The sequence below is a fragment of the Enterococcus sp. BWB1-3 genome, assembly GCF_016745275.1.
Lineage (GTDB): Bacteria > Bacillota > Bacilli > Lactobacillales > Enterococcaceae > Enterococcus_L.
The window spans coordinates 30,688-49,870 of sequence record NZ_JADOEP010000029.1 but is presented as its reverse complement, the minus strand read 5'-3'; the positions used below and the strand labels follow the sequence as shown (position 1 = coordinate 49,870).

12 protein-coding genes are annotated in these 19,183 nt (G+C 36.1%); 8 read left to right on the top strand and 4 right to left on the bottom strand.

Annotated features, from left to right (window positions below):
- Nucleotides 1–650: 650 nt before the first annotated feature.
- Nucleotides 651–4,901 (top strand): LPXTG cell wall anchor domain-containing protein, encoded by a 4,251-nt coding sequence (locus tag IW492_RS15660; RefSeq protein ID WP_202068793.1) that lies wholly within the window; start codon nucleotides 651–653, stop codon nucleotides 4,899–4,901.
- A 117-nt stretch (nucleotides 4,902–5,018) separates the two neighbouring features.
- Here the strand turns inward: IW492_RS15660 and IW492_RS15655 are convergent, their stop codons facing one another.
- A complete protein-coding gene (locus tag IW492_RS15655) occupies nucleotides 5,019–5,600 on the bottom strand; it encodes a YdcF family protein (protein WP_202068791.1) in 582 nt (193 codons plus the stop codon).
- Between the two features lie 478 nt (nucleotides 5,601–6,078).
- Between IW492_RS15655 and IW492_RS15650 the strand changes: the two genes are divergently transcribed.
- The 7 genes from IW492_RS15650 (at nucleotide 6,079) to IW492_RS15620 (ending at nucleotide 15,354) form a co-directional block, all read left to right on the top strand.
- Complete coding sequence (locus IW492_RS15650) at nucleotides 6,079–7,593, top strand: L,D-transpeptidase family protein (protein ID WP_202068790.1); 1,515 nt, start codon at nucleotides 6,079–6,081, stop codon at nucleotides 7,591–7,593.
- A 583-nt stretch (nucleotides 7,594–8,176) separates the two neighbouring features.
- Nucleotides 8,177–10,114: a threonine--tRNA ligase gene (gene thrS / locus IW492_RS15645; RefSeq protein ID WP_202068789.1), complete on the top strand. Its 1,938-nt coding sequence runs from the start codon at nucleotides 8,177–8,179 to the stop codon at nucleotides 10,112–10,114.
- A gap of 403 nt (nucleotides 10,115–10,517) precedes the next feature.
- Nucleotides 10,518–12,662, top strand: a complete 2,145-nt coding sequence (locus IW492_RS15640; protein ID WP_202068788.1) for a penicillin-binding transpeptidase domain-containing protein — start codon at nucleotides 10,518–10,520, stop codon at nucleotides 12,660–12,662.
- A gap of 126 nt (nucleotides 12,663–12,788) precedes the next feature.
- A complete protein-coding gene (gene rpmG / locus IW492_RS15635; protein WP_202068787.1) occupies nucleotides 12,789–12,938 on the top strand; it encodes a 50S ribosomal protein L33 in 150 nt (49 codons plus the stop codon).
- A 766-nt stretch (nucleotides 12,939–13,704) separates the two neighbouring features.
- Nucleotides 13,705–13,935 carry a hypothetical protein gene (locus IW492_RS15630; RefSeq protein WP_202068785.1) on the top strand — a complete coding sequence of 77 codons (231 nt, stop codon included), beginning with the start codon at nucleotides 13,705–13,707 and terminating at the stop codon, nucleotides 13,933–13,935.
- Nucleotides 13,936–14,055: 120 nt separating this feature from the next.
- Nucleotides 14,056–14,691: a hypothetical protein gene (locus IW492_RS15625; RefSeq protein WP_236671954.1), complete on the top strand. Its 636-nt coding sequence runs from the start codon at nucleotides 14,056–14,058 to the stop codon at nucleotides 14,689–14,691.
- A gap of 249 nt (nucleotides 14,692–14,940) precedes the next feature.
- Complete coding sequence (locus tag IW492_RS15620; RefSeq protein WP_236671953.1) at nucleotides 14,941–15,354, top strand: NUDIX hydrolase; 414 nt, start codon at nucleotides 14,941–14,943, stop codon at nucleotides 15,352–15,354.
- Nucleotides 15,355–16,785: 1,431 nt separating this feature from the next.
- On the opposite strand, the gene IW492_RS15615 is transcribed toward IW492_RS15620, so the two are convergent.
- From IW492_RS15615 to IW492_RS15605, 3 genes are all read right to left on the bottom strand, one after another.
- Nucleotides 16,786–17,181 (bottom strand): hypothetical protein, encoded by a 396-nt coding sequence (locus tag IW492_RS15615; protein ID WP_202068782.1) that lies wholly within the window; start codon nucleotides 17,179–17,181, stop codon nucleotides 16,786–16,788.
- Nucleotides 17,182–18,200: 1,019 nt separating this feature from the next.
- Nucleotides 18,201–18,377 carry a plasmid recombination protein gene (locus tag IW492_RS15610; protein WP_202068781.1) on the bottom strand — a complete coding sequence of 59 codons (177 nt, stop codon included), beginning with the start codon at nucleotides 18,375–18,377 and terminating at the stop codon, nucleotides 18,201–18,203.
- 337 nt (nucleotides 18,378–18,714) lie between these two features.
- Complete coding sequence (locus IW492_RS15605) at nucleotides 18,715–19,083, bottom strand: hypothetical protein (RefSeq protein ID WP_202068780.1); 369 nt, start codon at nucleotides 19,081–19,083, stop codon at nucleotides 18,715–18,717.
- Nucleotides 19,084–19,183: the final 100 nt, after the last annotated feature.

Below are 19,183 nucleotides of genomic sequence, written 5' to 3'. Positions count from 1 at the left end.
GGAGTCGTGAGTAATTGTGGTGCTAGCGGGAGACCTTTCTTCAGTGGGCCTTTCAGGCTCTGGCCGGTAATAGAGGCTTTCAGCCGCAGAGCAAACCTCCAGTTCACACTGGAGGTTTTGATTATTTGAATGAAAAATAAAAAACCCTCCGCATCACACACTAATACGAAGGGAAACACAAAATGAAATCTAAGATTGAATTCATAATAACATGAAATGAATGTTTTCTCAATAATTTAGCATAATACATAAAAAAATGAGAAAACACGAAGCTTAATCCAACTGAACTGGCAAAAAACCTCAAATTTTTTAAAAAAAGGAAAATAATTTACTTTAATTGATTGGGATGGAAAGAGTATAGTTATGAGCCCAAAATATTAAAGACGGGCTTAGAAAAAGTAGTTAAAAACTAGAGAATAAACAAAAATACTTTTTAGATTAAATGAAACATACTATGTTAATCTTTTGTTTTCTTTATGTCAAGTATATTGTCTTTTCAAAAAATTAGAAAAATCTCTAAAAGTATGGTAATTAAAATGCCAATATGTATTGTATAATTTTTTTTATGTAAATACAGATATCTTTTAAATCAACTATTTTTTAGATTTAATCTAAAGATTTTATAAAAAAAGAAGGGAATGAAATACAAAATGAATAATTCATTAAAAAAAGGTTCATTTAAGTTTTTATTGTATTCAAATACGATTCTCATGGGGGCAGTAACTCCCATTCGTTCGTTGTCTGTTTTTGCTGAGCAGATTACATCTTCAGCAGAGGTTGCAGTTCAACGAAATTATGCGAATACACTGGTTGAATATCAGGATGCAAGAAATGAGTATGAAATAGCTAAAGTAACATATGATCAGGCTCTTGCAGATTACAATGGCTTGAAGGATACAGCAGATGCTACATATGCTGTGGCACAGCAATTGAAAACTGAATTAGAGACATTGAAAGCAGAGTATCAAGATCAAGCAGCCGTTTTTGAAACTGCAGCTCAAAATTATAATGCTGTAAGAGAAATTTATGAAACAAACAAAACCGAGTATGAAGCAACAGTAACTGATTACCATACAGCAAAAGCTGATTATGAAGCTGAACAGCTTATTTACCAAGAGATGAAATCTACTTTTATTGATAAACAAAATGAGTATTTTGCATCTCTTTCTGATTATGAAACGTTAAATAATGATGCTGAAACGAAAAAGATTGCGTATGAATCACTACGCATGGAATATGAAAGCAAGCGTACTGAATATGAAGAGTCTGCTAAGGCTTATGAAGAGGTTCAGGCTGCTTATAATGATGCGAAACTTGCTTACAATACTCAGTTGACAGATTACAATGAGGGGAAATTTTCTTATGAAACACTACTGAATGAATATACTAATAAGAAGGACGGTTATGATGTCTCAGCAACAGTTTTTAATCAGGCTGCAGAGATGTATGCGGGGGTAAAAGCAGAGTTAGAGGCTACTAAAATAGCTTATGTTGGAGAAAAAGCACAATATGATCAGGAGCTCAGCAAATATAATATTCTGTTAGAGGAGTACAACACAAAGAAAGACGAATATTTAACTAAAAAGACGGCATATGAAATGCGTTTGGCTGAATTAACTGCTTTAATCAGCGGTTATGAAAAGCAACTTACTGCATATAATCAGATTAAGGATGACTATTTAACGACTAAACAGACCTATGAAGCTTCAAAAATAAATTATGAAACATTGTCTGCTCAATTAGCTGAATTAGCTAGTCAATACGAAAATGAGCGAACGGCTTATGAAGTTGAAAAAACAGCTTTTGAAGAAAAGACAGTTGTTTATCAGACTGCTAAAACAGCCTATGATCAGCAAAGGGCATTTTATGATACACAACTCGAAGCTTATGAAAATGAGCTGAAAGCTTACAACGAGAAACGAATTGCAGCAGAAGAACTTCTTGCTCAATATGAAGAAGGAACGGCAGAGTATCAATCTGCTTTAGAAACATACAATGAAAATAATAATCGCTATAATGAAATTAATATAAAGTATCAGGAAGTTAAAGCTCAGGCTGATCAATTAAGTGTTGAATTCAAAGAAGCACAAACAGTTTATCAAACAGCGTCTGTTGATTATCAAACAACTACTACTTCCTATCAAGCAGTTAAACAACAGTATGATACTTTAGCAGCTCAACTGGAGCAGGCCAAAGGTGACTATCAGGAGTTGGAAAGAGATTATCAGTTTTTAAGCAGTAAATATGCTGAAGGAATGGCGGTTTATACAGAAACAGAAACAGCTTATCAAAAAACTTTGACAGAATCAGATGAAGTAAGAGCTGAATATATGGAGTTAAATAATTCTTATGATCTTGTTTTAGCAGAATTTATCAACGGTTCAGCAATTTACGAAGCGACGGAAGAAAAGTATATTGCTGTAAAAGCTTTCTATGATGCTGTCAATCAGCAATATGAAGCAGCCCGATCAGAATACGACCGTTTATTGTTAGAGCAGCAGTCTCTTAAGGATGAACTGACTCAACTTCAAACAGAACTTTCTCAGCTAGAAGCAATTTATAACAGTCTTGGTATTTTAATGGTCACTGTTCAAACTCAATACAGCGAATTGGAAGCGCAATATAATGAAGCAAAAGCTGCGTATCAGGAAGTAACTGCGCAGTTGACAGCTTTGGAACCAGAATATACCGCTGTATCTGCAGCCTATATATCTGCTCAGGAAGCCATCGCAGATGCTGCAGCTGTTTATCAGCTTCGTGAAAATGAGTACACAGCTTTAGCAGCTTCATATGTTGAATTGAACGAAAAATATAATCAAGCCTATGCTCTTTACCAAACTGCTTTAGGTAAACTTAGCAATGCTCAGAATGAGAAAGTATTCCATGAAGCAGAGTATGGAGTAGTACAGGGAGAGTATGATGATTTACAGATGGAGTTCTCTGCGTTGGAAATTAAGTATAGTGAAGTGAATCAGGCATATACAAATGCTTTTGAAGCTTATAATACAGCTCAAAGCGCTTATATTGAAGCAAAAGATAAATTACTGGAACTTACAGACAAATTTACAGAGGCAAATACAAAATATCAAGCTATGTTAGTAAAATATACAACTGCAAAAGAGGAATATGATGAAGTACAGAGATTATATGATCTAGTTGAAAGTGCGTATCAAGTTGCATTAAGTGCTGAACAAAAAATTAGTACTGCTGTGACAAATATGAACTCTGTAATGAATAATTTTCCTTCCATTACACAGGAAAATTTTGTCAATATTGCAGCTGAGATTGAGGTATGGCAAGTTGATTATGCAAATGCAAAAGTTGAATTAACTGAGGCTTTAGACTCTTGGTCAGATATTCAAGCATACCAGACTGCAAGCGATGACTATAACAATAAGTTAGGAAATTCATCAAGTCCCGTTTATACTCCAGAGTCGTTTAGTGATGAGCTGGCTGACTATATTAATGAGGCTGGCACAGCGATGACAAATAATATTAAGAATGCTGAAATCTATCAACAATATTATCAGGCATATGCTGATTATCAAGAGGCGTTTACAAAATATACAGAAGGATGGGGAGAAAAAAATCCTTATAATAATGATTTAGATGATTGGGTGGCAGTAATCAATGTTCCAGTCAGTCAGAATTATAGTTTAATTGGCTTAACTGATGAAATATTGTTGGAGATGGAAGATACTCCGGAAAATCGTCAGTTGCTTATAGATACTTACGAGACTTTTTCAAATGATCAAGTGACGGAATTTGAAAAACTTGCAGACTATTTGAGGGAGGTTTCAGCTGAATGGCAATTGGCCAAAATAGCGTTAGCTGATGCTATTGAAGTATTTAATAATGCAACTCAAAACAGTGTAATAATGGGTGAGGAGACTGATCCGCTTCCAACGAACGCCAATAATATCCTAAAAAGAGTAAGATCAACAATAGAAAATAATTTGGATGAATTTGGAGACTATGCTACTATTTCGAAAAAAACTTCTATATACGTATGGATTCATTCACTTGGGAATTTTGTTGCCTATACAAGGTATTTAAGCGGTCAAGATGTAGAAGATCCAATTTCGGAAATTCCTCCTATGGTAATTGAAACACTTGGAGCAGAACCAGGACCTTTGGCATTGATACCGGTTGAACCCACTGAGGAGGAACTTCCAGAACTGCTTGCTGCACCAATAGAACCAGAAGTACTCAATGAGCCAGAAGCAGTTTCACCTGTTGCAGAATACGAGATTCCTGCAATTGAAGCACCGTCATTGGTTTCAGAAATGATAATTAATGATAACCTCACTGGCATTACTCAGACAACTCTTACAGAAGCTCGTGCTTCCGCACCAACTGATTCTGTTGTTGAGCCAGGTGTATCTCAACCAGTAACGGATGTGGAATGGGACAGTGAAGAAGCAGTGGCTTCTATCACTCCTGAAGCTCCTTCCGAACTAAATGATTTGGAGGAGGTAACAGCTCCTGAACCTATAGAGGTACCTGAAGTGATTGAAGAAGTACCTGCTGTAGAAGAGCCGATCATTCCAGAAGTCACAGCTCCGGAAATAGTAGAAGAAGCTGCGGCTCCAGTGGAACAGCCAGTCGAGATTACTGAACCAACAGAACCAACAGTGATCGAAGCACCCCTGTCAGGAGAAGTACCGTCTGTACCTATTACTTTGACTGCACCTGTGGAAAAAGCACAGCCTGTTTATACAAATACTGTAAGTATTGCAGCTGAGCCTGAAAATCAACTTTCAACCACTCGTTCTAAAAGAAGGTTACCAAATACAGGAACAGAAGACTCTACAGCCGGACAAAGTGCCGGAATGCTTATGACCGGCTTGGCTGGTTCCCTTATGTTCTGGAAGAGAAGAAAAAGAAGGCATGTGAAATAAAGTAATCGATTATTCAAAGTGATTCTTTCTAAAATAAATAGGTGTGGTTTTGACGGTAATTACCAAAATCACACTTATTTTTTAATTCATTCTGTTGTCTGTCTCTGAGTAAGGTTGTTACCAGTCAAAAAGGACTGCATAGCTAAGTGCAATAATCTCCCGGGCATACATTCTCGCTGTAACAGAGGATTCAGATTTGGCAGGTAATCCGCTTAGTTCCTCAATTCCTAAGCGGTTTGCCAGGAGTTTAGAGCGATAGATATGGAAATCACTAGTTACAATTACGGTTTTTCCCAAGTCTCTTTTTTCCAGCGCATTGGTAATATTCTCTTTTGTTCGGGTGGATTGATCTTCGCGAATGATTCTTGATGAGCTGACACCGTTGGCAATCAGATAGCCTGCCATAACATTTGCCTCGGAATCTGGTTCATCGGAACCTTGTCCGCCGCAAACGATGATAACCGCCTGAGGATTTTCGTCAATATAGCTGATTGCTGTATTTAGGCGTTCTTTCAGCACTGTGCTGGGATAAGCAGTTTCTTTACTCTGACCTCGTACTTGTGCTCCCAGAATAAGGATTGTATCCGGCTCAGCTGCTGGTATTTCTTTTGTGCCCTTTAAAATCAGAAAAAATATGGAGCCAATATATATGCTGCACAAAATAACAATAACTGCTAGTACCTTTTTTAATTTTTTCATTCATTCCCCTCTTTTCTGCTAGTCATTATACCCCGTTACTTTGGCAGGCAGGGTAGGCTTTGTTAATCATTGAATTAAATAATTTGACTTTTGTAATGATAGTCTGACGTTATTAAGTGTAAACGAGAAAGTACGAAAAGGTCTTGTTTTCACTGTACTTTAAATAATTTTTAAACTCATTAATTAATTCTTGAGGTTCGATGGGAAATACTCTCTTTTCTCAGGCAAATTAATAGAAATCACTTGTTGAATCCTATATGATTAAAGATATATATAATGAATTAAAAAAAATAAAAGTGATAAATTGATGTATTTTCCAAATTTATTCATAAAATAACTGAATAAAGTCTACGATCCTTCGAGATTATATGGTAGAATAGAAAAATGTATAGTTCTAGAGATAATTGATTTATCAAGAGTGAAATAACTGGGAATTTTGACCATAAAATCAAATGATAAAAAAAGGAAGTTTGTTAAAATGAATGAAAAAAATATCACTACTACTCGTTCGGAAAGAAATAAACAAAATAAGCCAGTTAAAGAGACAAAGCAGGCTGATCCGGATAAACCGATAAAAAAAGGAACAGCTAAAAATAAGACAATAGCTATCCCTCTTGTTACTGCTGTAACTTTATTTACGCTGGTTTTAGTGGTAGGATATGTATTTTTTCAGTCTCACTTTTTACCAACTGCAGAAGCAAATGGTGTGAAAATAGGCTGGTTAAATGTAAGTGCTGCTGAGGAAAAATTGAAAAGTTTGAATACTGATGCCGGAGATATCGTGATTGAGACTGCTGATGGACAAAAACAGACAATCCAAATTCCTGAAAAATATGCGGTTACAAAAGAATATTTGAATGAAAATATTGGAAGCCAGTCAATTGAACTGCCTTTGAATGAGTCATTTAAGACAGAACTGGAAGCTAAACTGAACGAGTTGACATTTGCTGAAGGAACGCCAAGTAAAGATGCACGAATTGAGCGTTTGGATACTGGCTTCCAAATTGTTCCTGAAGAAAATGGAACGGTCATTGATAAAGAGAGTCTTATGAATAAAATAATTTCTGACGTAGAGAAAAATACCGGCAACTATATTTATAATGTAGCTGATTTTTATCAGAAACCGGCTGTACTGCAGGACAATGAAGACTTGAAGAAGCAATTAACTGCTCTCACGCAAAAAGAGAATAAGAAAATAACTGTTGCTGTCAGCGATAAAACAGTAGAGATTCCGAAAGAAACATTGCAAAGCTTCATCAATGATGAAGGTCAAGTTGATACAGGTGTTGTTGAAATCTGGTTAAATCAGATCAGTCTGGAGTATTCTGCTGTCAGTCAGCCAATCACATTTACCAATGTGCATGGTGAAACGAGACAATATAAAAATAATGGCAGCTATGGCTGGTCATTGAATGTTGCTGAAACGATCCCTTTAGTTGTTCAGGCATTAGATAGTGCTAATTTGGAAGAAACAGTTACTGCTGTGATTGACGGAGATGTTAATCAGTCATCGGTTGTTAATCAGACATATATAGAAATTGATCTAAATAATCAGATGATGTATTATTTTGAAAATGGCGTAAAAACTTTGGAGACTCCTGTTATTACTGGACGCTATCATAAAGGAACTGCAACTGTACCGGGTTTCCACACGATCCTTTACAAGGATACAAATACAAGCCTTAAAGGTCAGATGCTGGATGGTTCAAGTTATGATGTTCCTGTAAGCTATTGGATGCCGTTACTGAGCTATGGCGGAGTTGTTACACAAATTGGTATACACGATGCAGATTATAAATTGGAACATTTTGGAAATAAAGAAGCTTACAAAACAACCTTGGGAAGTAATGGCTGTATTAATACACCGGGAAATGTAATGGCTCCATTATTTGCCGCTTCTTATCCGGGAATGCCTGTTATTATTTACGGTACTATCTATGATGATGCTCCAGGTGAATTCGACAAGCCGGTTGATTATGGTACACCGGTTTAAAAATAACGAAAATAGTTAAGAGCTTTTGAGGTTTTCAGCTTCAGAAGCTCTTTTTAGTTAATTTTTTGTATTCTTGGAAGACTTTTGTTGGGCAGAAATCGTTGAATAAAAAGCTTCTGAAAAGAAGACTAATTTTTATTCTCACGAAGGGCTTGCTTTTTTATTTGAGAAGTGATTAAATGGGTACATAACATGATTGAAGAAAAAGACAACTGAACTTGAGATGCAGTCTTACAGAGAGGAAAAACACAGCTGAAAGTTTTCCGGATATGCGCAGGGGATGACCACTTTTGAAACCTTTGTTGAAGCAGAGGCGGTTGTACCGTTACCACATTTAAGGAACAGGGTTTTTTACTTTGTTTAAAATTAGGTGGAACCACGAAATATTCGTCCTAGTATCTAACATAGATACTGGGGCTTTTTTATTTAGTGACGGGACTAAGAAGTTGGAGAAGCATTCTGAATCAAGTTTTTCTTAATTATCCTGATAGCTGATATAATATGAAATGTATAAAATCAGTAAATTTAAAAGGATCATTAAGCAGAAAAAAATTCAATCAGCGATGAAGGAGGAATATCTACCATGTTAATCAAAATCACTTTTCCAGATGGTGCAGTCAAAGAGTTTGAGGCTGGTATCACTACACTGGATATTGCTAAAGGAATAAGCAGCAGTCTGGCTAAAAAAGCGTTAGCCGGAAAATTTAATGGAGAACTGATCGATTTGGAGCGGCCGATTGAAGAGGATGGGGTCATTGAAATTGTTACTCCAGATCACGAAGAGGCTCTAGAAATTTTGCGTCATTCAACTGCTCACCTGATGGCCAATGCTCTGCGCCGCCTGTTTCCATCCATTAAATTTGGGGTGGGTCCTGCTATTGAATCAGGATTTTACTATGATACTGATAACGGGGAAAGTCCTGTGACAGCCGAAGATTTGCCGGCTATTGAAGCTGAAATGATGAAAATTGTCAAAGAGAATAACCCCATCGTCCGTAAAGTAGTTACAAAAGAAGAAGCACTTGATTTGTTTGCTGATGATCCGTATAAAGTTGAGCTGATCAGTGAGCTTTCGGCTGATGAAGTGATTACGGTCTATGATCAAGGAGATTTTGTAGATCTATGTCGAGGAGTTCATGTTCCGTCAACAGGTCGGATTCAGGTCTTTAAACTGTTGTCTGTAGCTGGTGCATATTGGCGCGGAAACTCCGACAATCAGATGATGCAGAGAATATATGGTACAGCATTCTTTGACAAAAAAGATTTAAAAGAATTTATCAAAATGCGTGAAGAAGCGAAAGAACGTGACCACCGGAAGCTTGGGAAAGAGTTGGAGTTGTTCATGATTTCTCAGGAAGTAGGCTCCGGTCTGCCATTCTGGTTACCTAAAGGTGCAACAATCCGCCGTACAATTGAACGCTACATTACAGATAAAGAAATTAGTCTAGGCTATCAGCATGTCTATACACCAATTATGGCTGATGTGAATTTGTATAAAACTTCAGGCCACTGGGATCATTATCATGAAGATATGTTCCCGCCAATGGATATGGGAGATGGAGAAATGCTTGTTTTGCGTCCGATGAACTGTCCGCACCATATGATGGTCTACAAAAATGATATTCATAGTTACCGTGAACTGCCGATTCGTATTGCAGAGCTTGGAATGATGCACCGTTATGAAAAATCAGGAGCACTTTCCGGGCTGCAGAGGGTGCGGGAAATGACACTGAATGATGGTCATACTTTTGTTCGACCGGATCAAATTAAAGAAGAATTCAAACGGACACTTGAATTAATGGTGGCAGTTTATGAAGACTTCAATATTACTGATTATCGCTTCCGTCTAAGTTATCGTGATCCGAATAATACTGATAAATATTTCGATGACGATGCAATGTGGGAGAAAGCTCAGACTATGTTGAAAGCAGCAATGGATGAAATGGAGCTGGAATATTTTGAAGCAGACGGAGAAGCAGCATTCTATGGTCCGAAGCTGGATGTTCAGGTAAAAACAGCTTTGGGAATGGAAGAAACACTTTCGACTATTCAATTGGACTTCCTGCTTCCTGAACGGTTTGATCTGACATATGTTGGGGAAGACGGAGAAAATACACATCGTCCAGTTGTCATTCACCGTGGGATCGTTTCAACAATGGAACGTTTTGTTGCTTACCTGACAGAAGTTTACAAGGGAGCTTTCCCAACTTGGCTGGCACCTATCCAGGCGACAATCATCCCTGTCTCTGTAGAAGCTCATTCAGAGTATGCTTATGACTTGAAAGAACGCTTGCAGGCTGAAGGCTTGCGGGTTGAGGTTGATGATCGCAATGAGAAAATGGGATATAAAATTCGTGCCTCTCAAACACAAAAAATCCCTTATCAAGTAGTTATTGGTGATAAAGAAGTAGAGGATGCGACTGTTAATATTCGTCGTTACGGAAGCAAAGAGACAACTGTGGAAGACACAAATATTTTTGTTGAAAGTATGGCAGCTGAAGTGAAAAACTTTAGCAGATAGACTGAGGGTGTGACCGCTCTTTGCTTGTCTCGGGCTGCCAGTTCTGCTTACGCAGTAATAAGTTAGCAGGATGGTATACAACGCTCTGATGAGGATAAATTTGTCAGAATTTATTCCATATCACTAGTGTTGCATGAAACGTTGAATGTTTCATGCAACACTAGTGATTTTTGATATATTTAATATAATTTGTGTAATTTAAACGAGCCTTATAAAATACTTTTCTCAGCACTTGATCAAGTTTCAACAGGAAAGATGAAGTTGTTTATTTCTCATAATAATAATTGATTTTCAGAAGAAATTTTTAAATATTTGCTTACGATGCTTATTACCACTATTAATTTTAGATATTTTTGGTTAGAATAAGAAAGCAGGACTTTTTGAGTATTGAAAGGAAACTACTATGAAAAATATGAATTTCTTAGATAAATGGAAAAAAAATCAGGAAGAACCAAGTACATATAAAGCAAGGAAATCACATATCCCCTTTCGATTGAACTTTCTATTTTTTATTATTTTTGGTTTGTTTGTTTCATTGATTGTTCGTTTGGGCTATCTTCAAATTGTTGAAGGAGCAGATTATGAGGAGCGAATCAGTCAGATTTCCAATCTTGAAGTGGAGAGCGCATCTCCCAGAGGGGAAATTTATGATGTGAATGGAACTGCTTTGGTAAGCAATAAATCAAATTTGGCAATTACGTATACACGAGGGAAGAATGTTCAGGCAGAGGATATTTTGGAAATTGCCAATCGTGTTAATGAGTTGATCAATGTTCCGGCAGAGGAACTGACAGAAAGAGATAAAAAGGACTACTGGCTTGCAAATAGTGAAAATCTAAAAGCAGCACAGGATCGTTTGACGGATAAGGATAAAACTGACGAGAAGGGTAATACCATTACAAATGAAAGTACCCTGTATTCTCTGACTGTAGATAAAGTAACAGAGGAAGAAATCAATTTTGATGAGTATACGCTTCAAGCAGCAACGATATTCAAAAAAATGAACTCTGTTCTTGAATTGAACACAACCTTTATTAAGAATGACGGAGTTACAGAAGACGAAATCGCAGTAATTGGAGAGCATGTGGCTCAAATTCCCGGCGTATCCACAGGCATGGACTGGACAAGAGAATATCCTCAGGGTGATTTGTTGAGAACGATATTAGGAACTGTCTCCACTGAGAAATCCGGTTTGCCGGCAGAAGAAGTGGAAGAGTACCTGGCAAAGGGATATGCTCGAAATGATCGTGTGGGCACCAGCTATTTGGAAAAACAATATGAATCTGTTCTTCAGGGGACGAAATCGAAGTCTCAGCTGGTTGTTGACAATAATGGCAAAGTCACCAGTCAGACACTTGTTTCTGAAGGAGAGAAGGGTCAAAATCTGAAGCTGACGATTGATTCAAAATTTCAAACCAAAGTGGAAGAGGTTGTTAAAGCACAGTATGAACAATTGCTGCAAACTGGAAAGGCACCTTATTCTGATGGAGTCTATGTTGCAGTGACTAATCCTAAAACAGGGGCAGTTCTGGCAATGGTGGGTTATAATCGTGATCTCATTACGAATGCATTAACTCCAGATCCTCTGTCAATAATTAACAAAGCTTTTGAACCGGGATCAGTTGTCAAAGGGGCTACTATTTCAGCCGGGTATGAAGCGGGTATTATCAATGGTAACGAATCGTTCATTGATGAGCCGTTTCAAATTGGGGGAAGTAATCTGAAATCATCTAACTTTAACCCGGTATTGGGCAATAGAATAGAGGTAACCGCAGAGCAGGCTCTGGAGTATTCATCCAACGTTTATATGATGCAGCTGGTTCTTAGAATGTTGGGAACAGAATATAGTTATAATATGACTGTTCCATATACAGAAGGAGATTCACGAGTATTTGATATTTTGAGAACAACCTATGCTGAATATGGAATGGGTGTCTCAACAGGTATTGATTTGCCTGGGGAATCTACGGGACTTGTACCAAGTAATTTTGATGATCCTGATTATGCACCTAGTGCAGGTAATTTACTGGATTTGTCTTTTGGTCAGTATGATAACTATACTGCATTGCAGCTGGCTCAGTATGTAGGGACGATTGCGAATGACGGAAAACGGATGAAGGCTCATATTGTTGACGGTATTTATGATAATAATTCTGATGGCACTATCGGAGAGCTTGTAGAAAAGATTGAGCCTGAAGTGTTGAATGAAGTGAATATATCAGCTGAGCAGATGGATTTGATTCAAAGAGGATTCCATCAGGTTGTGTATGGAACCAGCGGATTCACTACAGGGAGATATATGGCTGAAGCAGCACTTGAAATGGGAGCAAAAACAGGGACTGCAGAGGCTTTTTATAGAGATGAAGATGGGACAGTACACAGCGACTTAATCAATAGTAATGTTGTTGCCTATGCTCCTTATGATGATCCTGAAATTGCCATCAGCGTAATTTTGCCGCGACTAAACAATGATACTGAAAATTACAAGGCAAATCAGTATGTTGTTAATGCAATTGTTAATGCGTATGCTGAAATGTATAAACAATGATTTTGTAAAGGAGTTTCACTTTACAAAATCTGTAAAAAGGCTGGTAATTGAAAAGTAAACATGATATGATATTTGAGGCTAAGAATTATCTTAGATATCAATGAATCAAGTATAGGAGGGAAAGAAATGCGCGTAAACATCACATTAGAATGTACTTCTTGTAAAGAACGCAACTACCTTACAAGCAAAAATAAACGTAACACTCCAGATCGTTTGGAGAAACAAAAATACTGCCCGCGTGAAAGAAAAGTTACTTTACACCGCGAGACTAAGTAAGAAATTTATTTGTGAGCTAGAACTCTTGTGCGATAAGGGTTCTAGCTTTTTTATTTTGCTTATAAATCATATTTAACTACGTGGCTAACTATGATCAAAAAAATAGTGGGTAAGCACTGGATAGAAAGGTACCTGTCTCCCGCCTCGACTGACCTCTATACTAAGAGTGCTCACTAAATGTGGAGGTGATTTATATAGGAGAGAAGCAAGAAGTTGTTCAAATCAAATTGGAAAAGCAGCGACAAATCAAGCCACCGCTACCCGCTAAGGTCGCTGTAAGGATTAAGTCGGATCAACAAGATGTTTTCATTTACAATGGTGCCAGTCAACATCTTATTCAAACCGTGCTAAAAGAGCTGATGTTTCATGTTTCTTGATTACAAAGAAGTCGAAAACATCTTCATTGTTTGTGGGAAGACTGATTTGTGTAGAGGAATCAATGATCTGGCTAGTAACATCGTCAACTTAAGAGAAACTCCGAAAAAAAGTTGGAGTTTCTCTTTTCTTTTCTCCCAAAATCTTTTACTGTAAAAGAAAAGGGGTGATTTGCAGGGCTGTTCCCTATCACAAGCGATTTGATCGGATTACCCGCTCACTCGGTTCTTCTCAGTTCCATTCACTTGCACGCCTCCCTCATTTGCCAAACAGTTTTACTCGCACTCGTAAATTCCCTTTGAATAAAGTCATTCATTCGTTTCTTTTTAAACGCGGCCTTACTGTAACGATGGAAGTTTATCACTATCTAAAACGAAAGGAGTCCTCTGTAATGACATTATCTAAACAAGCCTTTCTTTCCCAACGAAAGAAAGTGAATCCTGAAGTGTTTCGTTTTTTAAACCAACAGTCTCTCTCTCATTTTTACACACAGGATACACCAAAAACATGGCATGATTATCTTGTTTTTGCCATTGACGGCAGTCGCATGGAGGTCCCAAGTATGGGGGGGGAAGGCAATCCCTATGACAATGCACTGATGGAATCTTTTACAAAACAATAAAAAGAGAGCTGGTTCAATGAGGCGAATTTTACCTGCCTTGATCATGCTCAGTTATCAATTGTCCAAGGATTTTGAAAAGGAGCATTCCTAAATTCCCTTAACTTGTTGTCCATTTTTTACTTGACAAGTCCAGTAGAAAAGTCATATGCTCATTTTAAGAAGCTTTGTGAAAAATGTGAGGTATGGTATGTAACAACATCAAGAGAACAAGATTTTGATACTTACAATGAAATAGTAAGACAAATGGAGTTACAAAAAACAAGCAATATTTTCTTAACCAATTGCCCGAGTACTGAAGGAAACATGGCAACTCAAATAAATTATTGTGCAAAATCAGTTTCACTGAAAAAAATAATTGCAATTTATAATATTGATTCATTTCCTACAGAAGAAGTCTTTGATTATGTAAATGTAAATATGAGAGAACTAAATATATTTCAACAAGTTAGTTTTTCTGATGATTCATTAAACAAGGTAATGGGTAGTGCACAAAGATGGCAAAATAGATGGTCAATTATATATGAGCTAGGAAAAATACTTGAAGTATCGAAAAGTAATTTTGGTTTTATATATACTATAGGGCATGGTTTTTTTATTACTAATGGTTTTTTTCAAGAGTTAGGTATGTATAGTGAAGATGAGCTAAATGAGGACAACGAATTTGGCTATCGGTTAAGGAAAAGTGGAATAAAAATACATCCCATACCTTTTTTGGAAAAAGTAGGATTTTTTTCTTATTTTATAGTGTTACGGTAAGTTTTGTGATGTTTTCTATTTTATTAAGTTTTTGCATGATGTATATTACGATTTTAAATATGTTATGTGATAATTTACTATTTAAGTTGAATTATAAGGAGAAGCAAAAAAATTCTTTCAAATTAATTTTTTATGATTTATTATTTTTTATCATTCATTGTTTAGGTCCGATTGTAACGATAATTAGAGTTTTGTTAAAAAAAACACTGCTATAAATAAATATAAAACAGAAAAGAGTGTAAAGTAGTCATGATTCAAAATAAACTTATTGCGCATATTCTATTAATGAAGCAAGGAAAATATCTACTCATAAAAAGATCAAAAGTTAAAAGAGGCAGGCCAAACTTTTATCCTGGGTATTGGGATGTTCCTGGTGGGACTGTTGAAGAGGGAGAACTTCCTAGAGATGCTGCAATACGAGAAACTTTTGAAGAAACTGGACAAAGAGTAACTATAGCAAAAGTCATTCATGAGGATAGTAATTATGATAAGGATAGAGAGACTATTTTTACTCGTATTGTCTATTTAGGTGAAATTAATGGAGACAATGACGTAATTCTCGATCCGGAAGAACATACAAAATTCAAATTTGTTGAGAAACTTGATCCTAATGATAAAGTTGTTAATTATCTAAAAAAAATATTTACAGAACTTTGCCTTTAGTAATTAGATAAAATTTGAAAATAATTGTTAAAAATATTTCCAAATCACTAAAGATTAGCATGAACAAAAGAGAAAGATTGGGAATAACTAAAAAGAAACTAAGAGGTTCTTGATGATTAATATTTTAAAAGGTGAGCATTACTTTAACTCTGATTGAATTGATAGAAATCAACGGGAACTCGCATGCCTATTTACAGTTACTTGTAGCCCTTTGCGAAAAGTAAAATCAGGAGTATAAACTGTCACTAGTGTTATAAATCATATTTAACTACGTGGCTAACTACAATCAAAAGTTCATATACTGTGTATGCCGTTCAATTGCAGTGCTTAGTTTCTTCTCAGATACATGCGTATATGTGTTCATGGTGATTGCAATATCGGTATGTCCAAGTATTTCCTGAACTTCTTTTGAATCAGAGATCCGGAGTCATACATAAGACTTGCAAAAGTATGTCTGAATCCATGGCAATCTGATTAATTTTATCTGGGGAGGAGCAGTGGCTGGGCTTGCTGCCAGAGCACGGGGAAAAGACAAAGAAAACGGGACTGTGCCAAAAGTATGTCTGAGATCCCTAAACCCGAATAAACGGTGTTCCAGTCTTTGTATGATTCGAGCATTCGAAGAAGCGTAGAAGCAAGTTCCTACATGCCCCCCAGACATGCGACGAGCATTCGAAGAAGCGTAGAAGCAAAGCCCCCCCATGCTTCGAGGATCGGAACGAAGTCCTTCAATTCTTAGTGGCTTTGCCATTTAGAAATTGATGAGATCGAAAAGAAGTGTAGTGTAGTGAGAACCGTAGACGCAGAAAAACGGATACAGCGTAATGGTTTGTCTCGAGAATCGTTAGACTCGTAGAGACAGCAGTTCTGGAAATAAGTCGAACGATACTGAAAATATGAGTAGCTCCAGGGAGGTATCAATTCACAGCTAGTCATATTATGACTAGTGTTCCTTGACAATTTTCGTATATTCCGACTTATTGACATAAATCACTACGATTGACTTGTCAGAGTAGATGTTTGCATGATACCTACTTGGTTCTTGAGACAGAACACTTCTGTCACAACCTCGTTTTTCTTTTTTGATTATTTTAGGACTACTTTTGTCACAGCCGCCATTTATTTTGTTCATATAAAATTTAGAACTATAAAAAATAGGCTATGTGACAGCAAATAGAGAGTATAAACTAAAACAATCATATTATTTAGATTCAATTTTTTAAATTTATTGAAGTGAATCTTTTGAATGGTTATGAAAAGCATTAGCAATACAATAAAAGGGACTGCATTTTTTTTTATATCAAACAATACATTCAGAAATGGAGAAAGCGTAGATATCTGTACTCTTGGTAAAGCAGGATACAGAAAGATTGCTAAATAAATATGAAAATAAAGATGGTCTCTTTTCTCTGTCATAATAACGCCCCCTGTCTAATAGACTAATCTGTGCTGTTCTTCAACACTATTATGCTTAGTAGATACAGTTCGTATATATCTATTACTGTATTTGTCGTATAGATCATATTGAGCTGTATACGATACATTTCTACGGAAAACATTATATCTTCTGCTAACAGTTACTCCCCACTGGCTAACTGCAAAATTAACTGTATGTGAATAATACCATCCAGAAGTCACACGATAATTAGTTGTTCGATGATTTTTAGCAATATAACCTCCAGTTCTTGAAGAAATTTCTGGCCCAGAAAATGCAGACAATTCTGGCGTAGAATATTCTGCAGCCAAAGCTGTTCCCGCCGGTGCTAGGGATGTCAAAATGACTCCTAAACTAAAACAAGTTACCATTTTCACAAAATACTTTTTCATAATAACCCCCCTAAATCTATATTTTTGTTTCCAAATTAAAGCTAGCATGAGTTTCTCTATTAGTCAATATATCGTTGTTACTTCATGTTATTGATAATTACGTTAAACGCTTTCATATAGTGTTCAAAATTTGAAAAATATTAATAAAAATAAGAAAGTTCATTCTTTTTGAAAATTTTTAATTATTTGTATTTTGGTCGAATTGTTACGGTTGTTAAAAATTAGTATTTATTGTGGAATAGTTGTAAAAAATAGAGAGCCCGTTTTACTTGAAGAGTAGCGGACAATTATCATCTCGTAGCGCCTATTTTTGAGTTATATGGATGATGAGGTGGTGTCTAGCTTAATTTGACAAATGAAACCTTGAAATCATTGATAAATATTCTGATGTATTTACTAATAAAATCCCATTATCTGATTCAATCTGGCTATTATCTACCTTTATTTTTAATGCCAGCTTATTCACTGAAAGTATCTCCCCTCTAATCTTCCTTGGTGGAATTTCTTCAACGGGTGCAGGTGTTTCAGCTTGTTCATTTTGTTTTTCATTCTTCGTACAACTTACCCTAAATCCCCAAATAACCAAAATTAATAATACAAAAAATTTTTTTTAATGATACCAACTCTTCTATCATTGCTTTTGATCTGGAAATAAAAGTTATCACAGGGTACATCTTTTGGTAAAGGACATTCATGTCTTTTAGCGATATTAGTTTTTAAATAGAAAAGAACCGTGAACAGCGCCGTAGCTTATGAGAAATTTTCTTTGTCATTTTGAATGCCATCAGTAAAATACTTGCTGATAGTCCATGACAGATGATTAGTAAATTTTATTTTTGCTAGTATAAAATACTGTTTAATTTGATGATATCTAGCGACCGAAATACCGCGAAACTAAATAAGTTTATTATTTATCGGCTCAATCCCTTTCCGCACATAGGATTGATTACATAACAACTTATTTAACTACGATTAATGGTTCATATATTGAGTATGACGTTCAATGACTCACTTTTTTGTTATCTTGTTATGATAATCGGCATCTTTTTATGAGTGGTTAATTCATAGTTATTGGCACTTTTGGATGCATCAATTTCTTTGTTATTGTGAGGGGGCATTTTCCGATCGTTATGACTTTGTATTCCCTGAAGAGTTCCGTCTTTACGTTTTTCTTTTTGAATGCTAACGTAAGTCATAAAATTTTTTCCTCCCCTGTTCGATTCGTCCACCTTGCCATAAACGGGAGCGATGTCCAAGTAAAGAGTAATGCGCTTTATTAACGTAAAGAATATACTTGGCTGAGGAGGGCTATTGGCTAGTGTACCGAAAGATTGTTCCTCTCAATCGACACCAGCCAATGATCAAAAAAATAGGAGGGCTATTTCTACAGTTGTAAAAATGGCCCACCTATTTTTTTAATAAAAACCCGATCTATTCAGCATGAAAATCCTTCTATCACCAAAAATAACTTAGTTAGTTTTGGTATGGATTAAATTGCTAACGATTCTCTATCTTCAGAAAATTTTGTCTCTTTTACCATACTCTATAATTTTGAGCAAATTTGTGTTCTAAGGTGAGCCAATTAGAATTGCTGGTCGTTCCTAGGTGAGTCCATCCACTTGCAGCATATCCATTCTGAACATTAATAGTTCCGTAGATATACCCATGTAGGTTAGGAGCCCAATTCCCTGTTAATCTAGTTTGATACTGATGGAAATATCTCAATACTGTGGTAACATAAGCTCTGGTTTTTGGGTTGACAGACTGACTGCCAATTTCTGTTTGCAGCTCTATTAAAGCATCATGCTGAATAACTTCTTCAGCATTAACTGCTGAAGTAAACGACAAACTAGTTCCCAACAAAATTGTTACAATAAAGCCATAAATAAAATTCTTTTTCATTTTTTAAACCTCCAACTATATGTTCTTTTGTTAATTTATGATAACATATTATTATCAATAATAAAATTTTTGTTAATTTTATTTGATGTTAAATTTAAAA